Genomic DNA, 22,987 nt, shown 5'->3' on the forward strand with positions numbered 1-22,987 from the left:
TTTCAGTTTCACCTGAAAAAACATCATATCTAGTTTATCTACCCATTAGCTAAAATCTTTAATGAAATTATGGCCTCGCACCAAAATGCAAGGCCATAACGAGTAGTTAGAACGTATAGTTTACGCCTACTTTAAGCAGTGTTGCATCATTTAGATCGTTTAGATCATCTGAATACCAAGTCACGTCAGTTTTAAGTGCAAAACCTGGCTCAACGTCGTAACGAAGACCAACAGTAACTGCAGACACGTCTAGCTCCTGTTGAGCAGCAATACCTGCCGCAGTTTGGTAAATACCCGACGAGCCATTTGCGCCGTTCCACGTAGCATCTACCACGGCATCGCCTGTCGCAATCGTAGCTGGTAATGCAGCAATTAAACCTAGCTGAGTACCATTATCCGCTTCTTCAACTTCGTAAGTAATATGTGGTGTAAACTTGCCAAAGCGCATACCCGCCGTAACGTACCATGCTTTATTATCGGCAATAACAGAGCCATCAACTTCTGTTTGGGTAAATTCTGCACCCACAAACCAATCGTACTTATCGATATCAACAGCCACTTCAAAGAAGGTACCTGTATCTTCGTTAACACTCAGGCCTTCAGCGGCTAAAGACGCCGCAGGAATAAAGGCACCATATTGATTTAAACCACCAACAAATGTGTCAAAGTCAGCATTCGCAGCACTTGTTTTAGCACGTGCAAGCAAAGTACGCGCACTGAACCAATCTCGTGTTGCTTCAAATGAAACAGCGACCACGTTTTCCAATTCTAACGCAGCAGGTGTTCCTGAAATGGTGGTATCAGCCTCAGTACGACCAACGGTAAACTGTGCACCATATTCCCAGTCACCTGAGTAGTTCATGTAGTCAACACGAACACCGTCAATGTTGTTGAAGTCAATGCCGTATACAGCATCTGGTGGTGTAAGCCAGTGATACGAGTAACCGATATCTAATGAAGCAGAATACTTAAATAAAGGCATGCGAAGACGGCCTGCACTGATGTTGAAGTTGTTGTTCAACATATAGGTCATGTACGCCCATTCAAAATCGGCGTCGTAATCTTCGCTACCACGACCAACCAGCTGGGCGGTCGCAGAGAGCTTATCGCTAACATCACCACGAACCTGAAGGCCAAATACACTTGCAGGGTCGAAGTTAAAGTCGCTGTCGTAATCGTATACTGACTCGTCATCGTCTAGTGTCATACCACCAATAAGGTTTGCAAAGCCGTTGATTTGAATATCAGCCAGTGCCGGAGTAGCTAACAGGCCAGCCATAGATAAGATAGCAAGTTTGGTTTTCATGCGTGTTCCTTAAATTCTTTGTATAAACGGTCAGTTAAAAGGTAGCGACTACTCGTACGCTGTCGTTAACAGCGCCAGCGTCGACGTAACCAATTGCGCCAGGGTTTCCGGCTACAGCAGATACAACTTCTGCATCGCTACCCAGAGCTTTTGGTGGTTGACCTTTACCGGTAAATACTAGTTTTGACCAAAACGCGGTTAATTGTGCTGCGGTTTTGTTTAATACCTTGCCGTTAAATTCATCAGTGGCAGATTGGCCTTCAGCTAACGCAACTGGCTCGGCTTGCGTACCACTTGGAAACGCCTTTGCTTTATTTAGAAATAAACGGCTAATACTATCTTTGTCGAGGGTGTCAGCGTTACTTGGATGAACAATAACTGCTACATCGGCAAAAGCTACGTTACAGCACAATCCTGCTGCAAGTATCCATTTCTTCATGATATGTCCTCTAGAGTCTGTTGAATGCTTGCTCTTCGCTTTTAACTTTCTTGCTAACCCGTTTGCACGGAAAGTGGAGCTTTTAAACGGCTTGAGACAAACATGTGCGTGTGTGCTCATACTCATACAACGGGGTAAGTATTGGTCACAATTGCCATATTCGCCAATTTGAGCGTGAAAATTTTAGCATTTAAAAATTAATGACTTATACAAGCGTTTGATTTTGGCGCGAAGTGTAGAAGAAGTTGTAAGTTAAGCAACTATACAAATGTCTAATACATTCCTTTATGCACTATGACCACAAATAAGAATTTATGATGAGAGCAGTGAAAAGAAAATTATTTTATCTTTTTCAGTAAGTTAAGGGGTTTCACCACAAAACACTTAGTGATAAGCGCTGATATTTACGTATGTAAAAACATACGGAAAGATAACCCTTATAGCCCCTTCCTGTATATTTTTTTAATCAGCCCTTGTTGAGCGTGTATTAACGAAAATAAAGGCTAAGCGGGCTTTACCCCGCTATAATGGTTACGATTCGCCTTTTTTATAAGGGATTGACTGCTCCAGCGTCTCTATCTCCATTGTTCGTTGAAGTGGAGAACCGGTGTTTCTTGCCAGCCAACTATAAGCGGTGGGAACAACATAAAGTGTCATGAAGGCAGAAACGAGAACACCAGAGAAAATGACCATACCAATAACCATTCTGCTTTCTGCTCCTGGTCCAGACGCGAGTACAAGTGGTAAGGAGCTAAATACCGTAGTGAAGCCGGTCATTACGATAGGACGTAGGCGCTGCGCGGCTGCGCGTTTAAGCGCATATTCAAACTCCATACCGGCATCCCGTAGCTGGTTTGCAAACTCGACAATAAGAATACCGTTTTTTGCGGCAAGTCCAATTAGCATAACCAAACCAATTTGACTGTATATATTGATCGTCATATCGCTAAAGAATAGCCCGATATAGGCTCCAACAAGCGCCAGCGGCACGGTCAGCATGATGACTAGCGGGTGCACCCAGCTTTCAAATTGCGCAGCCAATATTAAGTAAGTGACAGCGAGTGCCAGCATAAATACATATACAAATGAATTACCCGCTTCCTGATACAGCTGTGACTCGCCTTTGTAATCTATTGATACATTGTCAGGCAGCTCTGTACTTACAATGTTTTCTAAATATTCAAGTGCCTGCCCTAGCGTATAACCGTCCGCCAAGTTGGCAGAAATAGTGACAGCACGCATTCTGTTGTAGCGATTTAACTGTGCTGACGTGGCTTGCTCTTCAAACGTGAGTAAATTGTCCATAGGAATGAGCTCGCCAGCGCGGGATGAACGCACGTACAAATTTTCTATGCTGTTAGGGCTTCGAAAATCTTCCTCTATACCTTCCATGATGACATCGTATTCTTCGCCCCTATCAAGGAATGTTGACACCCTACGCTGACCCAGCATCACTTCCAGTGTGCCGCCAATATCACTAATTGATACCCCAAGATCAGCGGCCCTGTCGCGGTTAATATTCACCAATAGCTGTGGTGAGGTTTCTTTATAATCGGAGTCTAGTCGAATGAGCCTTGGGTTCTGCGCTGCCTTTTGTAGAACAATGTCTCGCCATTCAACCAGATTTTCGTAGGTATCGCCTTGTAAGACGAACTGAACAGGACGGCCGAGGCCTCCTCCAGAAATCCCGCTGCGCATGATGGCAAAAGCACGAACGTCAGGCACGCTGTTAAGTTTGGCGCTGATTTCATCCATGAGCGAAAATGTACTGAAATCTCGCTCATCCCAGTCTGCAGACCCCACTATTGCGATACCCGCATTACCGCCGAAACCAGGTGTTCTAACCAAAAGGCGATTGATTTTCCCACTCTCGCGGTAAGGCATTAAGATACTTTCAATCTTTTCGAGATTCTTTGCGTTACTTTCGAAACTAGCCCCTTCCTGCGCGTTCATCAAAATGAAGAAATTGCCTCTGTCTTCTTTGGGAACGAACTCGCTAGGCACTTTTTCAGAAAGCTGTACCAATGCAACGATAGCAATAGCAAGCATAAGCAGCATCAAAATAGGCTGATGCAACGTTTTACCTAGCGTATTGAAGTAGCCGTTCTCTAGTTTAGAGAACTGCTTGTCCATCCAACTTCCAAAGCCAGACGATCGGGTTCTTTTTTTAAGGATTTTCGACGCCATCATGGGCGACAACGTAAGTGCGGTAAAGCTTGAAAACGCTACCGCAGCAGCTATGGCCAATGCGAACTCCGTAAATAGCCTTCCAATGTTGCCCTCAAGGAAAACCAACGGTACAAACACAGAAATAAGCACCAGCGTTGTTGCAATAACCGCAAACCCAACTTCTTTAGCGCCGCGGTAGGCGGCCAAAATAGGTGGTTCGCCCATTTCTATGCGTCGGTAGATGTTCTCAAGCACAACTATGGCGTCATCCACCACCAAACCGATGGCTAGCACCATAGCAAGCAGGGTAAGAAGGTTGATCGAAAACCCCAGTGCATACATCACGATAAAAGCGGCAATAATAGAAACGGGTACGGTCACTGCCGGAATCAACGTGGCGCGAATATTACCTAGGAAAAGGTAAATAACGATCACCACCATGAGCATCGCTATACCTAAAGTCTCATATACTTCATCAATCGACGCCTCAATAAATACCGACGAATCATAGCTGGGTACAATAAAAATATTATCAGGAAGGGTGGCTTCTATTCTTTCAATTTGCGCTTTCGCTGCACGGGCAACGTCTAAGGTGTTGGCTTTGGACTGCTTAATAATACCGAGTCCAATCATATTGACGCCATCACCACGAAATTCGGTTTCGTCATCTTCTGCGGTTAATTCAACATGGGCTATTTCGCCAAGCCGCACAAGATAGCCGTTGTCGCCTATCGCAACTGTCAGCGCGGCAAAGTCGTCAGGCGTAAGAAAGGTTCGCGCAACCCGTACTTCAAAGTTACGGTCAGTACTTTCCACTTCCCCCGCCGGCAATTCCACATTCTCGGCGCGAATGACTTGCTCTACATCGTTTACCGTAATACCTCTTGCCGCCATTGCATTGCGGTCTAAGAACACTTTCATGGCATAGCGCCTGCCTCCCCCAATTTGAACTCGGGCGACACCATCGACAATTGAAAGCCTATCCACTAATACGCGCTCGGCGTAGTCAGTCAGCTCCATGGTATTTAGGTTTGTGCTTCGCAAGTTGTACCATACCACGGCACTTTCATCGGAATTTGCTTTAGACACCTCAGGAGGATCAGCTTGATCAGGCAAGTTATTGAGTGCGCGACTTACTCGCTCGCGCACGTCATTCGCGGCAGCATCAATATCACGAGAGAGCTTAAATTCAATGGTAATGTCTGAACGACCATTACGAGAGGTCGAGGTAACGTTTTTTATCCCCTCTATACCCGATATTCTATCTTCCAATAGCTGGGTGATCCGAGTCTCAACAATATTAGCCGATGCCCCTGTATAGGTCGTACTCACCGAGACAATCGGTGGGTCGATATCAGGGTATTCACGCAAACTCAACATGGTAAAAGCGACAATACCGAAAATGATCAGCAGTAAATTAATAACCGTTGCGAAAACAGGGCGCTTTACAGAGACGTCTGACAATAACATGACGATATGCTCCCTTAGCGGTTTAACACATTAACCGGAGATTGGTCGCGCACCCGAAGTGTGCCCTCGGTAATGACTTCGTCGCCTTCGTTTAGCCCACTCACAATTTGTACTAGCCCAGGACGACGCTCTCCAATCACCACTTCGGTTTGCTGTGCAACGTTATCATTAACCACATACACGTATTGCTTGTCTTGTACAGGAACCAGTGCCTTTTCCGGAAGTACCAAGGTGTTAAGCACGCGCTTTTCTACCACCACAGTAAGCAGCATACCGGGGCGCAGGCGATTGTCTTTATTGTCAATTGTGGCACGCACACGAATAGAGCGGCTAATTGGGTCAAGGCGCGTATCAATGTTGGTGATTTTCCCTGTAAATTCTTCTCCAGGGTAAGCCACCGAAGATGCACTTAATGTCTGCCCTTTCGCCACGCTTGCAAGGTGATTTTCAGCAATACTGAAATCGACCTTAATTAGACTGATGTCATCTAAAGTAGTGATAGTGTCACCAGGTTGCACCAAAGAGCCGATACTGATTTCGCGATTACCTAATAGTCCGCTAAATGGAGCGCGTATCTGCAAGTCATTTAGCTGAGCTAGCGCAACATCTAGCTGAGCTTGTAAGGCTTTAACCCGTGCTTGCTGCTCGTCAAGAAGTTGTTCAGAGGTAGCGTTTGACTGACGCAAGTCAGAAATTCGCGTGAACTGGCGTTTGGCCTCATCAATATTCGCCTTAAGTTCCTCTACCCTGGCGCGTTCTTCCGTATTGTTTAGCTGAACCAGTAACTCGCCTTCGGTGGCTTTATCGCCGTCTTCAAAATTAATCGTTTTTACGGTATCGGTGACTTGTGCGGTAATATTCACCGACTCATTGGCGGTAGCAGTACCTAATGACTCAATCGTAATGGGGAATGCCTGTGATGATACCAAGGCTGTTTTTGCCGGCGTCGCCCGCACGCTACTATTACTCGCGCTCTCTTCTTCGGGCATATTCAAATACACTACAACACCTGCAAGTAGTACTACGCCAAGCAACAAAGGCGATAAAGATAATCGTGAAGACATAACCTTTCCTATAGGTAAAAAAGTATCCCATCACGTATTTTTCAAAACGTTTAGGATACTCAAGTACACAAAATCCGCTTACGATTCTTCGCAAGCGCCGCTATACGTTAAGATTGTGTACTGCGTTATTATTGTTAGTTGTGTTATTTTTGCGTAGAGTCTGTCGTTTAATATTGATTATTTTTAAAACAATCACAAACAGCTTCTAGAGTATTTTACCCAAATCGATGGTCATCTTATTTCGCTTATCAGCTATATTCGCTGTTTTAACGCTTTTCGCATGTTCACAGTCTTCACCCAACGCGCCGGTTTGTCGCGTTTCCGATAGGCTTTTATCTCAACAAAACCAAGTCGGAGAAAACAGTCCAGCCCCTTTGATTGCTGCCGCGTGCCTAGTCAAAACAAATAACAAGGTACTGTTAGTAGAACACCGTCTTTCAGGTAAATTGGATTTTCCTGGTGGAGGGTTGCTTGAACATGAGTCGGTCGCCTGTACTGCACACAGAGAAACGTGGGAAGAAACTGGGTTCAATGTTGAAGTTACCCAATATTTATCCACCACACCTAATGGATTGGCTATATTTGGTTGTGATTTAGATGCTGGTATTGAGACCCTTAAAGACGCCTTCGATGCGCCTCCTTGGGCCAAATTAGAGATAAAAAAACTCGTAAAAGCCGACCCCTTTACCCTTGACCACGACGCAATGCGTTTCGCTGACGATCTTATTCCCTTGCGCGATGGCTATACCCAATTCGATATAACGCAGCACTGACAAAGCATTGTTCATTGTTGCGGGTATTGGTAAATTGTCACCATGAAAAGAATAGGAGAAGTGGCTTGTTTTCACTGCCAACCTTAAGCCTCAAAGGCAAAGTATCTGAACAAGAATGGCAAACTCGTGTCGATTTAGCAGCATGCTATCGGTTAGTGGCAGATATGCGATGGGGCGACCTTATTTACACGCATATCTCAGCTAAGGTACCGGGCACTGATCATTACTTGGTTAACGCCTTTGGCCTGACGTTTGACGAGGTTACCGCCTCTAACCTGGTTAAGGTCGATTTAGAGGGTAACATCCTTGACGATACACCTTACGGCATAAACCCCGCTGGCTTCACCATTCACAGTGCTATCCACAAAGTGCGCCACGATGCCCAATGCGTTATTCACCTGCATACACTAGCCACAATCTCAGTCGCATCTGTCAAAGGCGGGCTTAAGCCCTGGAGCCAGTATTCAATGTTTTCACTACCTTCACTTTCTTATCACGGCTACGAAGGTTTAGCCGTTGATGATAGTGAAAAGAAACGTTTGCAGGACGATCTTGGCGACACTAATCACATGCTTTTGCCTAATCACGGCGGTCTAACCCTTGGCCCCACCGTTGGTGACGCCTTTATGCGCTTTTATGATTTGCAGCGTGCGTGCGAAATTCAGCTTGCCCTGATGCAGTCTAATGAAGAGGTTATCGAGATACCGCAAAGCATTATTGATGGCATATACGCACAGGCCAATGTGGTGCACAGCGGCGAAACGGGCGGACAAAAAGCATGGCCTGCCATGCTTCGCAAAGCTTACAAACTAGACCCGGGCTTCTGCGAATAATTTAGCTTAGCCAGCTAAACGCCAACTTATTTCAAACAGGAATTGTTTATACATTATGAAAGTCACCAAAGTAGAAATTTTTGATATCGAATGCCCTAAGCGCCCTCAGTGGAACCCGGTTTTCGTACGCGTTTACACCGACGAAGGTATTACCGGTGTGGGCGAAGCAGGACTGGCTTACGATTGGGGTCACAGCGCCGCTGCACACATGATTAAAGAAATTGCCGAAGCCATGCTGATTGGCTTTAATCCTTTTCACACTGAACTGCTGTGGTCGAGAATGCTGCGCGAAGGCTTTTGGGGATTAGGCGGCGGCCCGGTTATTTATGCTGCGATGAGCGCTATTGATACTGCACTTTGGGACATTAAAGGCAAAGCGCTTGGCTTACCGGTTTACGAATTACTGGGTGGCAAAACTAATGGCAAGCTCCGTAGCTACGCTAGCCAGCTACAGTTTGATTGGGACAAAGAAGTAACCAAGCTTAACGACCCCGCTGACTATGCTCGCGCCACTGAAAAAGCACTTAAAGATGGTTACGATGCGGTTAAAGTTGACCCCATCGTTTACGATAAAGACGGCAACACCCATTTCGACAGAACCAAACTATTCACTAAGCCCGAGCTTAAACTGTTCAAAGCCCGTCTTCAGGCGATTAGAGACACAATGGGCGAAGATGGCGACATCATCTTTGAATGTCACAGCTTATTAGGTGCATCAACGGCTATCCAGCTGGGTGACATCGTTGAAGAAATTGGCTGTCTATATTACGAAGAGCCAGTGAATTACCTTAACTCGAAGCTTCACGACAAAGTAGCGAAGAACGTGAATGTGCCTATTGCGGGCGGTGAGCGCTTGTACCACCGCTGGGATGTACGCCCTTACCTTGAAGACCAATCTATTGATGTACTTCAGCCTGACGTTGGCCTTTGTGGTGGTTTCACCGAAGCGAAAAAGGTGTGTGACTATGCCGACATTTACGATGTACGTATTCAGGCTCACGTTTGCGGAGGCCCTGTAGCGACAGCGGCAAGCCTGCATCTAGAAACGGCCATTCCAAACTTCTTAATTCACGAGCACCATACCTACGCTATTAAAGACTGGAACCGTGAACTTTGCATTCAAGATCCTCAGCCAGTAAACGGCTTCATTGAAGCGCCTGACACACCGGGAATTGGTATCGATCTAAACGATGAGGTGGTTTATCGCTCGCCGCACATGACGGTAACTGCACTTAAATAAAGCTGAAACCCAACGGGTTTATTGAAGGCAATAAACCCTAGGCTAGTTCAGCAGCTTAAGTACGCTAGCTTTATGCGATGTCGTACCATCGCTTCGCATTACCATACAGCAGCGCCGCTTTTTGAGTTACAGAAAGCGGCGTTGTCATGTCAACGAACCCGTGCCAAAGCGCGGCATACGGCATTCGCCACTGACACAGCGGGAAGTTGCTGGCAAACATCATGTGATCTGTGCCAACGGTGTCCAGCAAGGTTTCAAAAATATAAGACGCACGCTGCCACAGCCAACGGCGATCTTGCATTTCTAATCCTGAGAACTTAAACACAACTTGCTGCGTTTCATTCAAGTCGCGAATACTCTGCCGCCATGTTTTAAACGCAAAGCTATTTACATCAATCGGCGCTATTGCGGCATGGTTTATAGCCACTTTTAGCGAGGGTGTTTGTTCTAGTACCGTTAGCAGCGCATGCACAGCATTGCTATCTGTAAGATTTAACTGCGCTTCAAAAGACAAGCCTTGCGACGCCATATGATGAAGCCCCCATTTAACTTTAGGGGTGCGTAAAAGTGCTTTAGCATCGTCATCTAATATGTGACGAAGCCCACGTATTGAGTGGTATCGCTTTAGCTTATCGATATGACTACCGACATTATTTCCTGTTAAATCGATACACCCAACTGAACGGAATGGCAGCGTACAATGACGCTCCAAGAACGCAATTTCACGCCAGGGTCTTTCGTTATCGTAACCCGCTTCAATGTGAACAAAACCGCCTAACTGCCCTAACGACGCGCGATAGAGCATGTGCTCTGTAGTATGTTTTGCAATCGCTTTTTTATCTGGCCCAAAAGGGGCATTGGCTGGTTTCAGCCAATTATAGTGCCCTTCGTTTAAGGCAAAGAAGTGAATATGAGGATCTATCCAAGTGATTGAAGGCTTGCTCATCTTTGTTTATAAAACCTTGGTTTATGCTATTGCTGATAAGGCATTTCGCGTTGCTTTTCTGTTCAGCTCTATCTATTGTGCTGTGTAGCCCCCATCCACCGCATACAAGCTACCCGTGATGAACGACGCTTTGTTGCTGCATAGGAAATAAGTCAATTCAGCTACGTCTTCGGGCTGGCCCAAACGTCCAATAGGTTGTGCAGCGGCTTCTTCAGCTACCACTTCATTTTTATCTGCCCCAGAACGTGCCACATAATTATCAATGGCGTTATGAAATAGAGGGGTTTCGATGGTACCCGGGCATACCGCGTTAACGCGGATATTATAGGGTGCGTAGTCAAGCGCGGTGGTTTTCGTCATAGACGCCAACGCACCTTTGCTGACACCGTAGGCGAACGAATTGCGCTTTCCAATAAAGGACTGATCTGAGCCCATCACCACAATCGCGCCGCTGCCCTGCTCTTTCATGGTTGGCAGGCAAGACTTAATCGCGCCATACGCCCCTTTTACGTTCAAGTTTAGTACCTTATCAAGCAGCGCTTCATCAGTGTTTTCAATGGTTGCTGAAACATGTATACCGGCATTACACACCAATGCGTCTATGCGTTGATAAGAACTAATAACCTCATTCACCGCGGCTTCAATATCACGCACAACACTTACATCACACGGCTTCCAGATAACATTAGGTAACACTTGCTCAAAGTCTCTGATATCTAAATTAATGACTTGATAACCGTTTTGACTAAACAGCTTGCATACCGCAAAACCGATACCCAAGCTTCCCCCCGTTACAATGCAAACCGGGCTCTGCGCATCATCACTGCTATATTTAAGGTTTTTCTTCGCGCTTTCTGGATTCATGTTTTTATGTACCGTGTTGCTTGTGCGTATGTGAACGGGTTATTTCAATATAGGCTAAGCATGCCAGTGAGAATTTGAATTGCAAGCGAGCTTACCACTTGAGTTCACTTTTCTATATTAACATCAATGCGTCAGTCATCATCATCAGAGCCTGTGTGACCTTTACTGCACATTTAAAGTCCACGAGTCTTGGTAAACCTATGTGTTTCTCTCATATCAGTCCGCATAGATCATTACCCACATCATCCAAATTTATTATTAACTTTCCTTTAACGGACTATTCGGACTACGCTTTTTGTGACTATAATAGACAAAATTAAAACACTTGTTTGAAAAAGGAGTCATCCATGCCTCTGTACCACGCCCCTACGACTGATTTTCAGTTCTTGTTAAAAGACTGGCTTGGACTTGATGCTCACTACGAAAAGCTCGGTATCAGCGACTTTGATAGCGAACTTGCCAACGAAATTATTGCACAGGGTGCAAAGTTTGCTTTGGATGTGGTTGCCCCTCTTAACCGTGAAGGCGATGAAGAAGGCTGTACGCTAAAAGACGGCAGCATTACCACGCCTAGAGGCTTTGCTGATGCCTATCAGGAATATGTTGCTAACGGCTGGAATGAAATGCTAGGTACTGCCGAGTACGACGGGCAAGACTTGCCGTACACCATGGCTGTGCCTGTTCACGAAATGCTAAACGCGGCGAACTTAAGCTGGCGTTTAACCACCATGCTTACTGAAAGCGCAACACTTGCGGTTACTAAGCACGCCAGTAAAGAATTAAAAGATATCTACCTTGCTAAGCTAATCAGCGGTGAGTGGACAGGTACCATGAACCTGACCGAACCTCACGCAGGAACAGATTTGAGCTTGCTTAGTACCAAAGCTGAGCCACAAGGCGACGGCAGCTATAAAGTCACCGGTAATAAGATTTTTATTACCGCAGGCGATCATGATTGGAGCTCGAACGTTATTCACCTTGTTCTAGCTCGTCTGCCTGATGCTCCCAAAGGCGTTAAAGGCATCAGCTTATTCTTAGTGCCCAAGTTCCTTCCAGATGCCAGCAATGAGCCTGGCGAGGCGAACAGCTTGTCAGTGGGAAGCATCGAACACAAAATGGGGATCAAAGCGAGCCCGACTTGTGTGATGAATTTTGACGGTGCAACGGGTTACCTTGTTGGTGAAGAAAACCAAGGCCTAGCATGTATGTTCACCATGATGAACGATGCACGCTTCCAAGTAGGTCTGCAAGGTTTAGGGGCGGCAGAAGCCTCTTACCAAGGCGCGCTGACCTATGCCCGCGAACGCGTTCAGTCTCGCGCACCTCAGGGTATTCAAAATCCAGAAGGCAAAGCAGACCCGATCGTCTTTCAACCTGACGTAGCGCGTATGTTACTTACGCAGAAATCACTGATTGAAGGCTGCCGTGCACTTTCACTTTTCTATGCCAAGTTTATGGACGTTGAGAAGCTTGGTGAAGGTCAAGAAAAAGAAGATGCCGACAAGATACTTCAGTTTTTAACTCCAATCTGCAAAGCTTTTATGACGGATATGGGCCTTGAGACCACCAGCCTAGGTGTACAAGTATTTGGTGGTCACGGCTTTATTCGTGAATGGGGTATGGAACAACTTATGCGCGACGTGCGCATTGCTATGTTATATGAAGGCACCAACGGTATTCAGGCGCTAGACCTTATTGGTCGTAAGCTTACCCGAGATGGCGGTCAAATGATGGAAGCGACCTATAATGCGTTTAACGCTTTAGTTAGCGACATTCAAGACAGTGAGGCGAAGGGTCTGGCTCAAGGAATTCTTGATGACTGGCGTGCATCTTCAGCCGATTGCTTAGGTATGGATGCCACCACCGCTGCAGCCGCTGCTTGTGATTACTTGGCATACAGCGCCTATTCCTTGATTGGTGTACTGTGGTATAGCATGGCTGACAAAGCGCAGGCATCAGGTAATGCGGTACTTGCAGCGTCTAAGATGAAGACACGTGACTTCTATATGGAACGTATCTTGGTACGTCGCGATGCGCACAAAGCCGCTTATAAAGCTGGCCCTGAAAGCACCCTTGCAATATCAGGTAATGAGTTTGATTATCTGTAGGCAGCTTATATTGCTATAGCCCGTGAAATATGGGCTATGAATGCAAAAAAGGTCACTATATGTGACCTTTTTTATTATGACTTGAACGAAACTATTAGTCGTTCGCTGCTACTTGGGTTGAAAAGGTATCTGAAAACCAATCGTTAAGCATCGCTTTTTCATAAGAAAGCGATTCCGCGCGATTGCGACGAATATTCGACTCCATAAAATCCATATCTTTAAGTTTCACATCTTCACCACTTAAAATGACCTGACCGTCGGCATTAGCCAACGAGTAGCTAAATGTCATTCTAGGAATATCAACGCGCTTAATGATACGGACGTCGCTACCGGCGCCGTTACCGAAACCGACAAACTGGCTTGGCCAAACTTGGCCAGCTAAATCAACATTTGTTACTGTCATTGACAGCACTTGCGACTCAGGTAAATCACTGGCCAAATCTACAATATGTTCTTCAAGCTCTTGTAGCGTTCGTTCGCGGAACCGTTTACGAGATTCATTGGTTGGTCTTACATCGCTATAAGACTCAGGTTCTTCCCACGTTATCTTCACCTCAGCGGCTTGAGTGGGAGCAAAAACGGTAAGGAGTCCCACCGCTGTGGCGCAGCTTAAACAAGAAAAAGTACGTAATTTATTCACTTTTATGCTCCTAAATTCAGTCGTTTAAACTATGAGTTAGCAAGACATTTAGAGAAAGCTTAGCATGCAGCAATTGTCGGCTTTTATATCAGCTTTATATTTAACCAGCCTTGTTAAAATTGGCTAGTCTCGCTTTGCTACTTGCATAACTGACGACTGTTTAATGATTAGGCATAGTTGAACGCGTTTAGTTCCCGTAAAGTTGGGGTTTATATCGTCCTTTTCACAATAGGTGTGATAAAAACGTTTAACACTTGCGCTATCAGCGGTGATTTGCTGAACATATGTTTGCTGGTAAGGCTTTAAGGGACTCAGCTGGATATTAATTTTATCTTGTAAACTACGCAGTTCTTCTCGCTCCGGTAAGGTGGCAATTGAAACTAGCCATTCAGAAAGCGAGTTCTGGATATCTTCAAAGAGATACTGAACAAAAGGAGACCGCAGCACAATTACCAAAACAATAATTTCAGCAGCGATGATAAAGAACCTTAACATGACTTCTCAGCTAACTTTGACAGACGTTGACTACAAATAGCGCCAATTTTTTAGCACCTTTCTCACTATGTGCTCAACTACACTTTGCCAATTTACATTTTCACAATGCTCACTGTACACGATTCAAACGGTAATTGACCACATTATTATCGACGATAATAGGGTCATATCGGTTTACCTGTAAATACAGCAAACTATACTCATGTATAGTAGGTAAAGCCTAATCGTCGATGTTGGGCATCAAATGGCATCTGGCCGTTATATTAATCCTCATTATTCACGTAGCTGTATTTAACTATTTACAAAGTTACATAGACTGAGGAAATCAAAACAAAAAACGACTTACGTTCTGAAGTTTCAGTATTGACTGAAACTTTAAAAAGATACACCATACGCCGCATTATTGATCTACATTAAATATGACGTTTTGAACGCAGTTATACTGCACAGGCAGTTCGTTACGTCACATAAGGTTAAGCTATGAATGAACAAATACCGGTAAAGACCGTTACACCGGTAAAAGTACATAAACCCAAAGGTGGACCTGAGGGTAAACGCCACGACTCTCGTAGCCGTATTTATGTGCGGGCTGTACAAGGCCCTCTGGAGACGTTTAGACGCATGTTTGGCCTTTTCTTTTTGGGCCTCTTTGCCATCATTCCATGGATTCAGTACAACGGGCATCAAGCCGTGCTACTCGATATTGGTGAGCAGCGATTTACTATATTCTCTCTAACCTTATGGCCTCAAGATCTCACTTTACTGGCCTATATATTTATTGTTTCCGCCTTTGCGCTGTTCTTCGTCACCACTTTCGCTGGTCGAGTGTGGTGTGGATTTATGTGTCCTCAAACAACGTGGGTATACATTTATACGTGGTTCGAAGAGAAATTCGAAGGCCCGCGCAACAAGCGTATAGCGCTAGATGCACGCAAAATGGATGCAGATAAATTTTTGCGTAAAACAGCTAAGCACACCGCTTGGGTATTGGTAGCGCTGTTAACGGCTTTAACCTTCGTTGGCTACTTTACGCCAATTGATGAACTGTTTATCGATTTTGTAACATTTAACACCAGCTTCTGGGCAGGTTTATCGGTTATTTTCTTTGCCGTATGTACGTACGGAAACGCTGGCTACATGCGCGAAATCATGTGCACGCACATTTGCCCGTATGCGCGTTTTCAGTCTGCCATGTTCGACAAAGACACGTTTACTGTATCGTACGATGCAAAGCGTGGAGAGCAACGCGGCCCGCGACCACGCAAACTTAGTCACGAGCAAGTAAAAGAAAAAGGGTTAGGCGACTGTATAGACTGCAACCTGTGTGTTCAGGTATGCCCAACCGGTATCGATATTCGAAATGGCTTACAATACGAATGCATCAACTGCGGCGCCTGTGTTGATGCCTGTAACGGTGTTATGGATAAAATGGGTTATCCTAAAGGCCTGATCAGCTTTACTTCTGAAGAAGAACTAGCTGGCGGTAAGACTCACATTTTACGTCCAAAGTTAATTGGTTACTTTGTGGTTTTAGTGGTGATGATAGGCTTGCTGTTTGCCAATATTTGGATGCGCAGCCCCACCGAAGTTGACATTATCCGCGACAGAAACTCGCTATACCGCGAAACGAATGAAGGGCTAATTGAGAACGTTTATACAATAAAAGTACTTAACAAAACTCAGCAAACCCAAACCTACTCTATTGCTGTAAAAGGTTTGCCTGACTACAAGTACATTGGTGAGCAAACTGTAACAGTTGAAGGCGGTGCGGTGTATAGCACGCCAATTTCAGTTGCAACTGACGCCTATAATCTGGAAGATACGGTTACCGATATTTTTATCAGTGTAACCACCACTATTGATGGCGAAACGGTTACCGTTGATGAGCCAACTAAGTTCCTTTATCGATGACAGATTTTTCATTCTCTGGGCTTAGCCCAGATACCATATTAGATGCCCTGGAAAGTCAGGGCATTTTTCTTCAAAGCGGTTTGCTAGCACTAAATAGTTATGAAAACCGCGTCTACCAGTTTTTGGCTGAAGACGGTCAGCGCTATGTAGCAAAATTCTATCGCCCAGGTCGATGGACCGACGCTCAAATTCTTGAAGAACACGCGTTTGCTGCAGAGCTAATCGATAACGAAATTCCATTGGCTGCGCCCATTTCTCTCAATGGCAGCACGCTGCATCATCACACCGTGGCCGAAACTGACTATCGATTTGCGTTATTTCCTTCGGTGGGCGGTAGACAATTCGAAAATGACAACCTTGATCAACTCGAATGGATGGGGCGTTTCATTGGCCGTATCCACCGCGTGGCCCATGCTAAAGGGTTTGCACATCGTCCCTCGATTGGTATTGAAAGTTACCTCGATGAACCGAAGCAGGTGCTTATGAAAAGCACACTGCTGCCAGAGCATCTAAAGACAGCATTTTTTGCCATACTTAACCCCGTTATTGATGCCACGAAAAAAGCGTATAAGCCAACATCAAGTATTCGGCTTCACGGTGACTGCCACCCAGGCAATATACTGTGGCGCGATGGCCCTACCTTCGTTGATTTAGATGATTGCCGCATGGGCCCTGCTATCCAAGATTTGTGGATGATGCTAAGCGGCGACCGCCAACAACAACTATTGCAGCTCGATACTTTGGTTGAAGCATACGAGGAGTTTCACCCGTTTGACACTGCACAGTTGCCACTTATTGAGCCCCTGCGCGCTATGCGAATGGTGCATTACATGGCATGGCTTTCACGACGCTGGGAAGACCCTGCTTTTCCGCGGGCATTTCCTTGGTTTGCTGAAGACAAATACTGGGAAGGCCAAATACTTGCTCTGAAAGAACAGCTATCGGCCCTTCAAGAGCCTCCACTGAAATTAGGATATTGAGCCAGCCCCTTTACTGCTGAAAAAACGCTTTTTCCATGACCGTTGTCGATAATCTTATGGCGGTTACGAAAAAGCGTAAGGTATAAGAAACCATATTCGCTATCACTTTTTAACTTAGATATAATCGACAGTGTGTAGGTGCTCTTGTCTAGCTCCGTATTATACCAGTCCGCATAGATAATTACCCACTCAGCGAGAGTTAAAATGTTCGTAATCGCGGCGTGTTACCGTAGGTATAGTGGTTCTACATCAAGGTAACACAACAAAGAGTACGAACATTTTAAACTCGCCCTTCGGGAAGGTCTGGCAAGCTTCCTAGCTGCATTCTGGGAATTTGAAAGGGAACAGCCATTCCTGCATTCCCACGCTTTGCTATGAAGCTTGCCAGCGCCTTCTGAGTGGGCAATGATCTATGCGGATTGGTATTAACTACGGCGACAAGGGTTAAACGGGAAATCAGTGAAAAACTGATGCTGCCCCCGCAACGGTAAACTCAACGCGTTGTCGTTTTCTTTTCATACGCCACTGTCTTTTATGCGTTAGGTATTTAACGCCATTAGATGGGAAGGCAAAAGAGCTATTACATTTTTAGTAATGGTGAGTAAGCCCGGATACCGGCCTGTACTTCATGGTGTCGTTTGCTTGCTCACATCCATAATTAAGCAAAAACGCGCACTTTCCCTAATCATGTGCTCGGGTGGAGCGCATCAAAGACAACATAAAAACCATGCGTACACATTTTACTAAAGCAGCCCTTAGCGCTGCAGTTATTTCGTGCTTAAGCACACCTGCCTTTGCTCAAACTTATGACCAAGATATTGAAACCTTAACAGTAACAGGCACGCGTTTGCCTATTTCGTTAACCAAACTTCCTGGTTCAGTTTCGGTGCTAACTGAAAGCGACATTAAAGCTTCGGGCGCACTTCAACTTACCGATCTAATTCGCGGCCTACCTGGCGTTAGCTTGTCTCAGTCAGGCAGTCCTGGTGGCTTAACAGAGCTGCGCGTGCGCGGCGGTGAAACCAACCATCTACTTGTTTTAATTGATGGCGTTGTTGCCAACGACGTAGGCCAAGGAAGCCTGGTTGACCTTGCTCACTTAACTAGTACAAACGTGGTGCGCATAGAACTTCTTCGAGGCCCGCAAAGCGCAAGATGGGGCAGCGGGGCTATCGGTGGTGTATTGAGCATTACTACGAAGTCAGGCCAGTTTGCCGATAATGCGTCACACGTAGACTTCTCTGCTGGCGTTGGCACACAAGGTACATTGCAGGGCAGCATGAACGCGCGCTCGCAAAGCGATAACGTGGGTGTTTCAGCATACGCCAGCTACATTCGCACCGACGGCGACAACGTATCTCGTGTTGGTAACGAAGATGATGGCTACGATAACATGACCGCTGGTATTAATATTAATTATGCCGCAACGTCGGAGCATACGTTAATAGCTAACCTTCGCACGGTTCAGTACGAGAATGATTACGACGGCACTGATTTTGTGACGACAGGCCTTCCTGCTGACTCAGATAACGTGACGGATGGTTCACAAATTAGTGCGAAATTAAGATGGGAATTTGCTCCGGAAAATACAGGTTATCGCTCAGCGCTAAGTGCGCATTATCGCAAAGACGATAACGATAACACCGAGTCAGGTGCAGACACTGGCGGCACCACTGGTGAGCGCATAGAGTTAAACTGGACAGGTTTCTATACCATGGATAACTGGGATTTTGCTGGTGGTGTTGAATACCTACAGCGCCTTTTTACCCAGCGCGGCCCAATTGCATTTGGCGATCCGAACCAGAAGCAGCACGACAATACTTATAGCGTATTTGCCGAGACAAATGGCCAGCTAACCGAGTCGCTAACCGCAACACTAAGCGCACGATTCGACAACAACAGTGAGTTCGACAATGCCGTAAGTTATCGCGGTGGCCTTACGTGGCAGCTTAACGATTACTACGCTGTTTTTACCAGCTATGGTAAAGCTGTTAAAACCCCCACCTTCACCGAGCGCTTTGGCTACTTCCCTGCAAGCTTCATCGGCAACTCAAACTTAGAACCTGAAACCAGTGAAGAATGGGAAATAGGCGTTAAGGCAAACTGGAAATCACTGTCTGCACAAATCAGCGCATACACTACCGACCTTGAAGATGAAATCAATGGCTTCGTATTTGTGTCAGATTTGGGTGCATATAGTGCCGATAATATCGACGGTGAGAGCTCGCGAGAAGGTATTGATCTAGAACTTAACTGGGACAGTGGCTATGGTGATTTTACCGCAGCGTATAGTTATCTAGATGCGGAACAAACCGATAATGGTATAACAACCACTGAACTGCGTCGTGCCCGTCACCAAGGCTCATTAACCTACAACACTGACTTTGGAACGGAGAAATTCAGCTTTTACACCAAGCTAGCTTACACAGGGAGTCATTACGACACCTTCTTCCCTCCTTTCCCTGAACCGTCTCAGACTCTGTCGCTGTCAGCCTATACGCTTGCAACCGTTAATTTAGGCTATCAGATAGATAAGCAGTGGCAGGTCTCGTTGAAGGTCGACAATGTATTTGATACTGATTATGAAGACATTGTAGGTTATGCAGGCCAAGAGCGTCGCGCTCTACTTTCAGTTAACTACAGCATGTAAGTGATGTAACGTTAATGAACCTTCTGTTGAGCGTTGCTTAAAGGCAAAACTCAACGTGAAATCAACAAACAATAAAGGGCTATACATGGTTATAGCCCTTTTTCTTTGAGTTTCTGTTAGGACCTGATGATTCAGACTCTGTTCATCATGCGTATATAAAATACTGCATTTACCTAAACCTTGAGTCGCGTTTTTTAGTGAGCTTGTCGCGTACTAAGGCATTGAAGTAGAATAGGTCCTAGTTAAGCGAACAAGCCTGTGATAATCTCGGTATCGATAATAGTTTTTTGAACATAGGATTATATTCCATGAAAAAGTTTGCAGTAATGTTTGTCATGGCAATGCTTTTGCCACTAACAGCATGCGCTCAGGAGCCAGCGTCTAAATGGAAAGAAGGTACGCACTATACTGTGCTTGATAAAGAAGCCACAGATAAGCCTGTTATTACTGAGTACTTCTCATTTTGGTGCCCTCACTGCTTCCAGTTCGAACCAATCGTTGCGCAAATTAAAGAAAAGAAAAGCGACGGCACGAAATTCAATAAGGTGCATGTAAACTTTATGCGTTTTACTGGACCTGAAGTTCAAGACGATGCAACTAAAGCCATGCTTATTGCGCGCGCTATGAAGCAAGAAGACGCGATGAACGGCGCTATTTTTAACTATATCCACAAGCAACGTGCATCTATCACTGGCTTGAAAGACCTTCGCAATATCTTCGTTGTGAACGGTGTAGACGGTGAAGAGTTTGACAAAATGGCTAAAAGCTTCGGCGTAAATAGCATGGTGCGCAAGAATCAACAGCAAATTGACGAGTATCGTGAGCACCTAACTGGTGTGCCAAGCTTTATTATCAACGGTAAATATCAGCCTACATTCACTGCTGACATGACCTTCGACGACATCGCTGACCTAATCGTGTGGCTATCTGAGCAAAAATAATTTGGCTAATAACCAATACACTCGTTAGACCTTGAATAATTAAATGGGCGCTCAGGCGCCCATTTTTACGCCTTGGAGCATCCCAATGTATGCAGTAAGTGACTTTGCTGACTTTATCTGTGAACTTGACCAGCTAAAAGCTGTTAAGCGCCAGATCACCCTTCCCTGTGATAACTATCGACAGGAAAACTCCGCAGAGCACAGCTGGCATGTTGCATTAATGGCAAATATGCTAAGCGAATATGCGGCTAAACCTATAGATGTGACCCGCGTTATTCGCATGATCCTTATTCACGATATTGTGGAAATTGATGCTGGCGACATGTTTGCTTTCAATCATCAAACAGATCACGACGCACAAGCCGAGAAAGAAGTAGCTGCCGCTAAGCGCATTTTTGGTTTATTGCCGAGTCCACTTAGTAGTGAAATGCTCGATTTATGGCTTGAGTTTGAAGCAGCGGAAACCGCCGATGCAGAATTTGCAAAATCAATGGACCGCGTACTTCCCGTATTTCAAAATATGAAAGACAACGGAGGAAGCTGGAAGCGTCACGGTATTGCAAGGGAGAAAATTGAGAAGCGTAATGCTCACCTTAAATCTTGCGCACCGGCTTTATGGGACTACGTTATGCAGCAGCTTGATGTGGCCGTTGAAAAAGGCTGGCTAAGTCAGTAACGACTCAGCCAGACCTGTAGTATTAATTACAACATAACGTTGTAATAGTGTATTGCAATTAGAAGCGTGTACCAATCCACATCCAGAAGCGATTGGTATCCACCTTTATATCTCCCGCATCGTAAGTACCGTACTTAATGCCAAAATTGTACTTACCTGCAAACTTCTTCGTATACTGTACATTAATTTCGCTGCCTAAGTCGTCAGCACCGTTACTGCTGTCGTCAGCGCTGAAATCGTGGTAAGCCAAAAGCCATTTACCACCGGCTAGCCCACCTGATAGAGATAACTTAAGATCTTTTAAGCCCTGTGCTGGCGTGCCCAAGAACTGATCAGTCCAACCGTTGAATTTGTGCAGCGTAGCTAGCGGCGTTGCAAACCCGTACAACCCATCGTCAGAACCTAGTATTTCGTAATCGACCTTAGCCGTCACGCCAGAAAACGTGGCTGCGACATACGCATTTAAATAAGAGGCGTCAAAGTCGGTGGCCGTTTCGCCCGCGCCAGCTTCGCTTGATTGCGTGGCAAACTCACCACCGTAAGCCCAACTCACGCTCTCACCTTTCATCTTTCCATCGTAGCTCACGCCATACGTGTCCAACGCGTTATCCGTGTCGTTGTCCACTTCTAAAAGGTAAGCGTAGGCCACAAACTTGCCAATTTTAGATGTATAAGTCGCATGAAGAATATGATCTTTAGAATCTAAATCTGCCGCCTCAGCAAAAATGCGGTTGCGTTTGTAAAGATAGCTATAGAACAGCTCTAAATTGTCTGTTGCCGCATATTTAGCGCTTACGGCATCAAAGGTCTGGCGGTCTTGTCGCCAGCCAACGTGGCCAACAAATCGATGGTCATCTAACGTAATCACTTGTCGCCCTACTCTGGCGGTAAAGTTATCCGCCTTATACTGAATAAAAGCTTGATCAACTTCGGTAGTTTCAGGATCGGCAATGACCGAGTACTCACCCACGTTAAAGCCAGTAGGCCCCACAGTAAACTCATCTTGCCCCAATACAATGCGGCTATCTTCAACCTCGGCAGTAAACGAAAAGCCATTAACACTACCCGAGCTAAAGCCCAAACGGGTGCGCAAAGTCAGTGCACTTGCATCTTCTAATGCATTGTCTTGATCAACAGATTCATAACGTAAATTCAGGTCCGCCCATGCTTTTGAATCACTAAGGGCGGCGTGAATATCGGCAGCCATTACGCTGCCGCCTAGTACTGTCATAACAGATGCCGCCAGCATCTTGATGCCAAAGTTTTGTAACGTGTTCATGTGTATCCCCTATTGGTATTGATGAGGGCCTGCTGGCTTTTGCTGTACATTTTTTGCAGCGGTCTGTGTGCCATCTAGGCAAGGCGGATGTTTGACGGTTTAGTGGTTCTAAATCGAAAACATTCAACGCAGTATAGATGGCACACAGGCGCTGCCCGAAGGGGTCGTTATGGAAGCCTTTTACTCTTTGTCACAGTCCTTTA

18 protein-coding genes and 1 riboswitch are annotated in these 22,987 nt (G+C 45.6%); of the genes, 9 read left to right on the forward strand and 9 right to left on the reverse strand.

From position 1 onward, the window contains the following. Positions 1 to 106 precede the first annotated feature (106 nt). The 4 genes from BIZ39_RS01795 to BIZ39_RS01810 form a co-directional block, all read right to left on the reverse strand. Positions 107 to 1,306 carry a topoisomerase IV gene (locus BIZ39_RS01795; protein WP_168533563.1) on the reverse strand — a complete coding sequence of 400 codons (1,200 nt, stop codon included), beginning with the start codon at positions 1,304 to 1,306 and terminating at the stop codon, positions 107 to 109. A gap of 34 nt (positions 1,307 to 1,340) precedes the next feature. After that, positions 1,341 to 1,745 (reverse strand): phosphate ABC transporter substrate-binding protein, encoded by a 405-nt coding sequence (locus BIZ39_RS01800; RefSeq protein WP_039224509.1) that lies wholly within the window; start codon positions 1,743 to 1,745, stop codon positions 1,341 to 1,343. A 531-nt stretch (positions 1,746 to 2,276) separates the two neighbouring features. Continuing rightward, positions 2,277 to 5,384, reverse strand: a complete 3,108-nt coding sequence (locus BIZ39_RS01805; RefSeq protein ID WP_187446195.1) for an efflux RND transporter permease subunit — start codon at positions 5,382 to 5,384, stop codon at positions 2,277 to 2,279. A 14-nt stretch (positions 5,385 to 5,398) separates the two neighbouring features. Continuing rightward, positions 5,399 to 6,448: an efflux RND transporter periplasmic adaptor subunit gene (locus tag BIZ39_RS01810; protein WP_187446196.1), complete on the reverse strand. Its 1,050-nt coding sequence runs from the start codon at positions 6,446 to 6,448 to the stop codon at positions 5,399 to 5,401. 227 nt (positions 6,449 to 6,675) lie between these two features. Here BIZ39_RS01810 and BIZ39_RS01815 point away from each other — a divergent pair, with 227 nt between their 5' ends. From BIZ39_RS01815 to BIZ39_RS01825, 3 genes are all read left to right on the forward strand, one after another. Next, entirely contained in the window at positions 6,676 to 7,221 is a 546-nt protein-coding gene (locus BIZ39_RS01815) for an NUDIX hydrolase (protein ID WP_061094210.1), read from the forward strand. Positions 7,222 to 7,286: 65 nt separating this feature from the next. Continuing rightward, the gene (locus BIZ39_RS01820; RefSeq protein ID WP_187446197.1) at positions 7,287 to 8,054 is read left to right on the forward strand and encodes a class II aldolase/adducin family protein; all 768 of its coding nucleotides are present in this window, start codon (positions 7,287 to 7,289) and stop codon (positions 8,052 to 8,054) included. A gap of 55 nt (positions 8,055 to 8,109) precedes the next feature. Then, positions 8,110 to 9,294: a mandelate racemase/muconate lactonizing enzyme family protein gene (locus tag BIZ39_RS01825; RefSeq protein ID WP_014975676.1), complete on the forward strand. Its 1,185-nt coding sequence runs from the start codon at positions 8,110 to 8,112 to the stop codon at positions 9,292 to 9,294. A 70-nt stretch (positions 9,295 to 9,364) separates the two neighbouring features. Here BIZ39_RS01825 and BIZ39_RS01830 read toward each other — a convergent pair whose 3' ends face one another. Next, positions 9,365 to 10,240, reverse strand: coding sequence for an amidohydrolase family protein (locus tag BIZ39_RS01830; RefSeq protein ID WP_187446198.1), 876 nt, complete (start codon positions 10,238 to 10,240; stop codon positions 9,365 to 9,367). Between the two features lie 72 nt (positions 10,241 to 10,312). Continuing rightward, positions 10,313 to 11,104: an SDR family NAD(P)-dependent oxidoreductase gene (locus BIZ39_RS01835; protein ID WP_187446199.1), complete on the reverse strand. Its 792-nt coding sequence runs from the start codon at positions 11,102 to 11,104 to the stop codon at positions 10,313 to 10,315. Positions 11,105 to 11,451: 347 nt separating this feature from the next. Between BIZ39_RS01835 and BIZ39_RS01840 the strand changes: the two genes are divergently transcribed. Next, a complete protein-coding gene (locus BIZ39_RS01840; protein WP_187446200.1) occupies positions 11,452 to 13,212 on the forward strand; it encodes an acyl-CoA dehydrogenase family protein in 1,761 nt (586 codons plus the stop codon). Positions 13,213 to 13,306: 94 nt separating this feature from the next. Here BIZ39_RS01840 and BIZ39_RS01845 read toward each other — a convergent pair whose 3' ends face one another. Continuing rightward, positions 13,307 to 13,852, reverse strand: a complete 546-nt coding sequence (locus BIZ39_RS01845) for a DUF3016 domain-containing protein (RefSeq protein ID WP_187446201.1) — start codon at positions 13,850 to 13,852, stop codon at positions 13,307 to 13,309. Positions 13,853 to 13,975: 123 nt separating this feature from the next. Next, on the reverse strand, positions 13,976 to 14,347 hold the full coding sequence (locus BIZ39_RS01850; protein ID WP_014948251.1) for a hypothetical protein: 372 nt from the start codon (positions 14,345 to 14,347) through the stop codon (positions 13,976 to 13,978). Between the two features lie 480 nt (positions 14,348 to 14,827). Between BIZ39_RS01850 and ccoG the strand changes: the two genes are divergently transcribed. The 5 genes from ccoG (at position 14,828) to BIZ39_RS01875 (ending at position 21,505) form a co-directional block, all read left to right on the forward strand. Then, positions 14,828 to 16,258 (forward strand): cytochrome c oxidase accessory protein CcoG, encoded by a 1,431-nt coding sequence (gene ccoG, locus BIZ39_RS01855; protein WP_014975671.1) that lies wholly within the window; start codon positions 14,828 to 14,830, stop codon positions 16,256 to 16,258. After that, entirely contained in the window at positions 16,255 to 17,238 is a 984-nt protein-coding gene (locus tag BIZ39_RS01860; protein WP_039224496.1) for a serine/threonine protein kinase, read from the forward strand. Before ccoG ends, BIZ39_RS01860 begins: the two co-directional genes overlap by 4 nt. Positions 17,239 to 17,641: 403 nt before the next feature. Continuing rightward, positions 17,642 to 17,876: riboswitch (cobalamin riboswitch) on the forward strand. An 89-nt stretch (positions 17,877 to 17,965) separates the two neighbouring features. Further along, positions 17,966 to 19,888 (forward strand): TonB-dependent receptor plug domain-containing protein, encoded by a 1,923-nt coding sequence (locus tag BIZ39_RS01865; RefSeq protein WP_222936423.1) that lies wholly within the window; start codon positions 17,966 to 17,968, stop codon positions 19,886 to 19,888. 308 nt (positions 19,889 to 20,196) lie between these two features. Further along, positions 20,197 to 20,829, forward strand: a complete 633-nt coding sequence (locus BIZ39_RS01870; protein ID WP_014948248.1) for a thiol:disulfide interchange protein DsbA/DsbL — start codon at positions 20,197 to 20,199, stop codon at positions 20,827 to 20,829. Between the two features lie 85 nt (positions 20,830 to 20,914). Further along, positions 20,915 to 21,505 (forward strand): HD domain-containing protein, encoded by a 591-nt coding sequence (locus BIZ39_RS01875; protein ID WP_014948247.1) that lies wholly within the window; start codon positions 20,915 to 20,917, stop codon positions 21,503 to 21,505. A 58-nt stretch (positions 21,506 to 21,563) separates the two neighbouring features. On the opposite strand, the gene BIZ39_RS01880 is transcribed toward BIZ39_RS01875, so the two are convergent. Further along, complete coding sequence (locus tag BIZ39_RS01880; protein WP_187446203.1) at positions 21,564 to 22,784, reverse strand: alginate export family protein; 1,221 nt, start codon at positions 22,782 to 22,784, stop codon at positions 21,564 to 21,566. Positions 22,785 to 22,987: the final 203 nt, after the last annotated feature.

It is taken from the genome of Alteromonas sp. BZK5 (assembly GCF_014349115.1).
In the GTDB taxonomy this organism is placed as follows: Bacteria; Pseudomonadota; Gammaproteobacteria; order Enterobacterales; family Alteromonadaceae; genus Alteromonas; species Alteromonas macleodii.

Bases quoted from the DNA above. Each gene is read 5' to 3' on its own strand.
- BIZ39_RS01795 (WP_168533563.1), bottom strand. From the start codon at position 1,306: ATGAAAACCAAACTTGCTATCTTATCTATGGCTGGCCTGTTAGCTACT.
- BIZ39_RS01800 (WP_039224509.1), bottom strand. From the start codon at position 1,745: ATGAAGAAATGGATACTTGCAGCAGGATTGTGCTGTAACGTAGCTTTT.
- BIZ39_RS01805 (WP_187446195.1), bottom strand. From the start codon at position 5,384: ATGTTATTGTCAGACGTCTCTGTAAAGCGCCCTGTTTTCGCAACGGTT.
- BIZ39_RS01810 (WP_187446196.1), bottom strand. From the start codon at position 6,448: ATGTCTTCACGATTATCTTTATCGCCTTTGTTGCTTGGCGTAGTACTA.
- BIZ39_RS01815 (WP_061094210.1), top strand. From the start codon at position 6,676: ATGGTCATCTTATTTCGCTTATCAGCTATATTCGCTGTTTTAACGCTT.
- BIZ39_RS01825 (WP_014975676.1), top strand. From the start codon at position 8,110: ATGAAAGTCACCAAAGTAGAAATTTTTGATATCGAATGCCCTAAGCGC.
- BIZ39_RS01830 (WP_187446198.1), bottom strand. From the start codon at position 10,240: ATGAGCAAGCCTTCAATCACTTGGATAGATCCTCATATTCACTTCTTT.
- BIZ39_RS01835 (WP_187446199.1), bottom strand. From the start codon at position 11,104: ATGAATCCAGAAAGCGCGAAGAAAAACCTTAAATATAGCAGTGATGAT.
- BIZ39_RS01840 (WP_187446200.1), top strand. From the start codon at position 11,452: ATGCCTCTGTACCACGCCCCTACGACTGATTTTCAGTTCTTGTTAAAA.
- BIZ39_RS01850 (WP_014948251.1), bottom strand. From the start codon at position 14,347: ATGTTAAGGTTCTTTATCATCGCTGCTGAAATTATTGTTTTGGTAATT.
- ccoG (WP_014975671.1), top strand. From the start codon at position 14,828: ATGAATGAACAAATACCGGTAAAGACCGTTACACCGGTAAAAGTACAT.
- BIZ39_RS01860 (WP_039224496.1), top strand. From the start codon at position 16,255: ATGACAGATTTTTCATTCTCTGGGCTTAGCCCAGATACCATATTAGAT.
- BIZ39_RS01865 (WP_222936423.1), top strand. From the start codon at position 17,966: ATGCGTACACATTTTACTAAAGCAGCCCTTAGCGCTGCAGTTATTTCG.
- BIZ39_RS01870 (WP_014948248.1), top strand. From the start codon at position 20,197: ATGAAAAAGTTTGCAGTAATGTTTGTCATGGCAATGCTTTTGCCACTA.
- BIZ39_RS01875 (WP_014948247.1), top strand. From the start codon at position 20,915: ATGTATGCAGTAAGTGACTTTGCTGACTTTATCTGTGAACTTGACCAG.
- BIZ39_RS01880 (WP_187446203.1), bottom strand. From the start codon at position 22,784: ATGAACACGTTACAAAACTTTGGCATCAAGATGCTGGCGGCATCTGTT.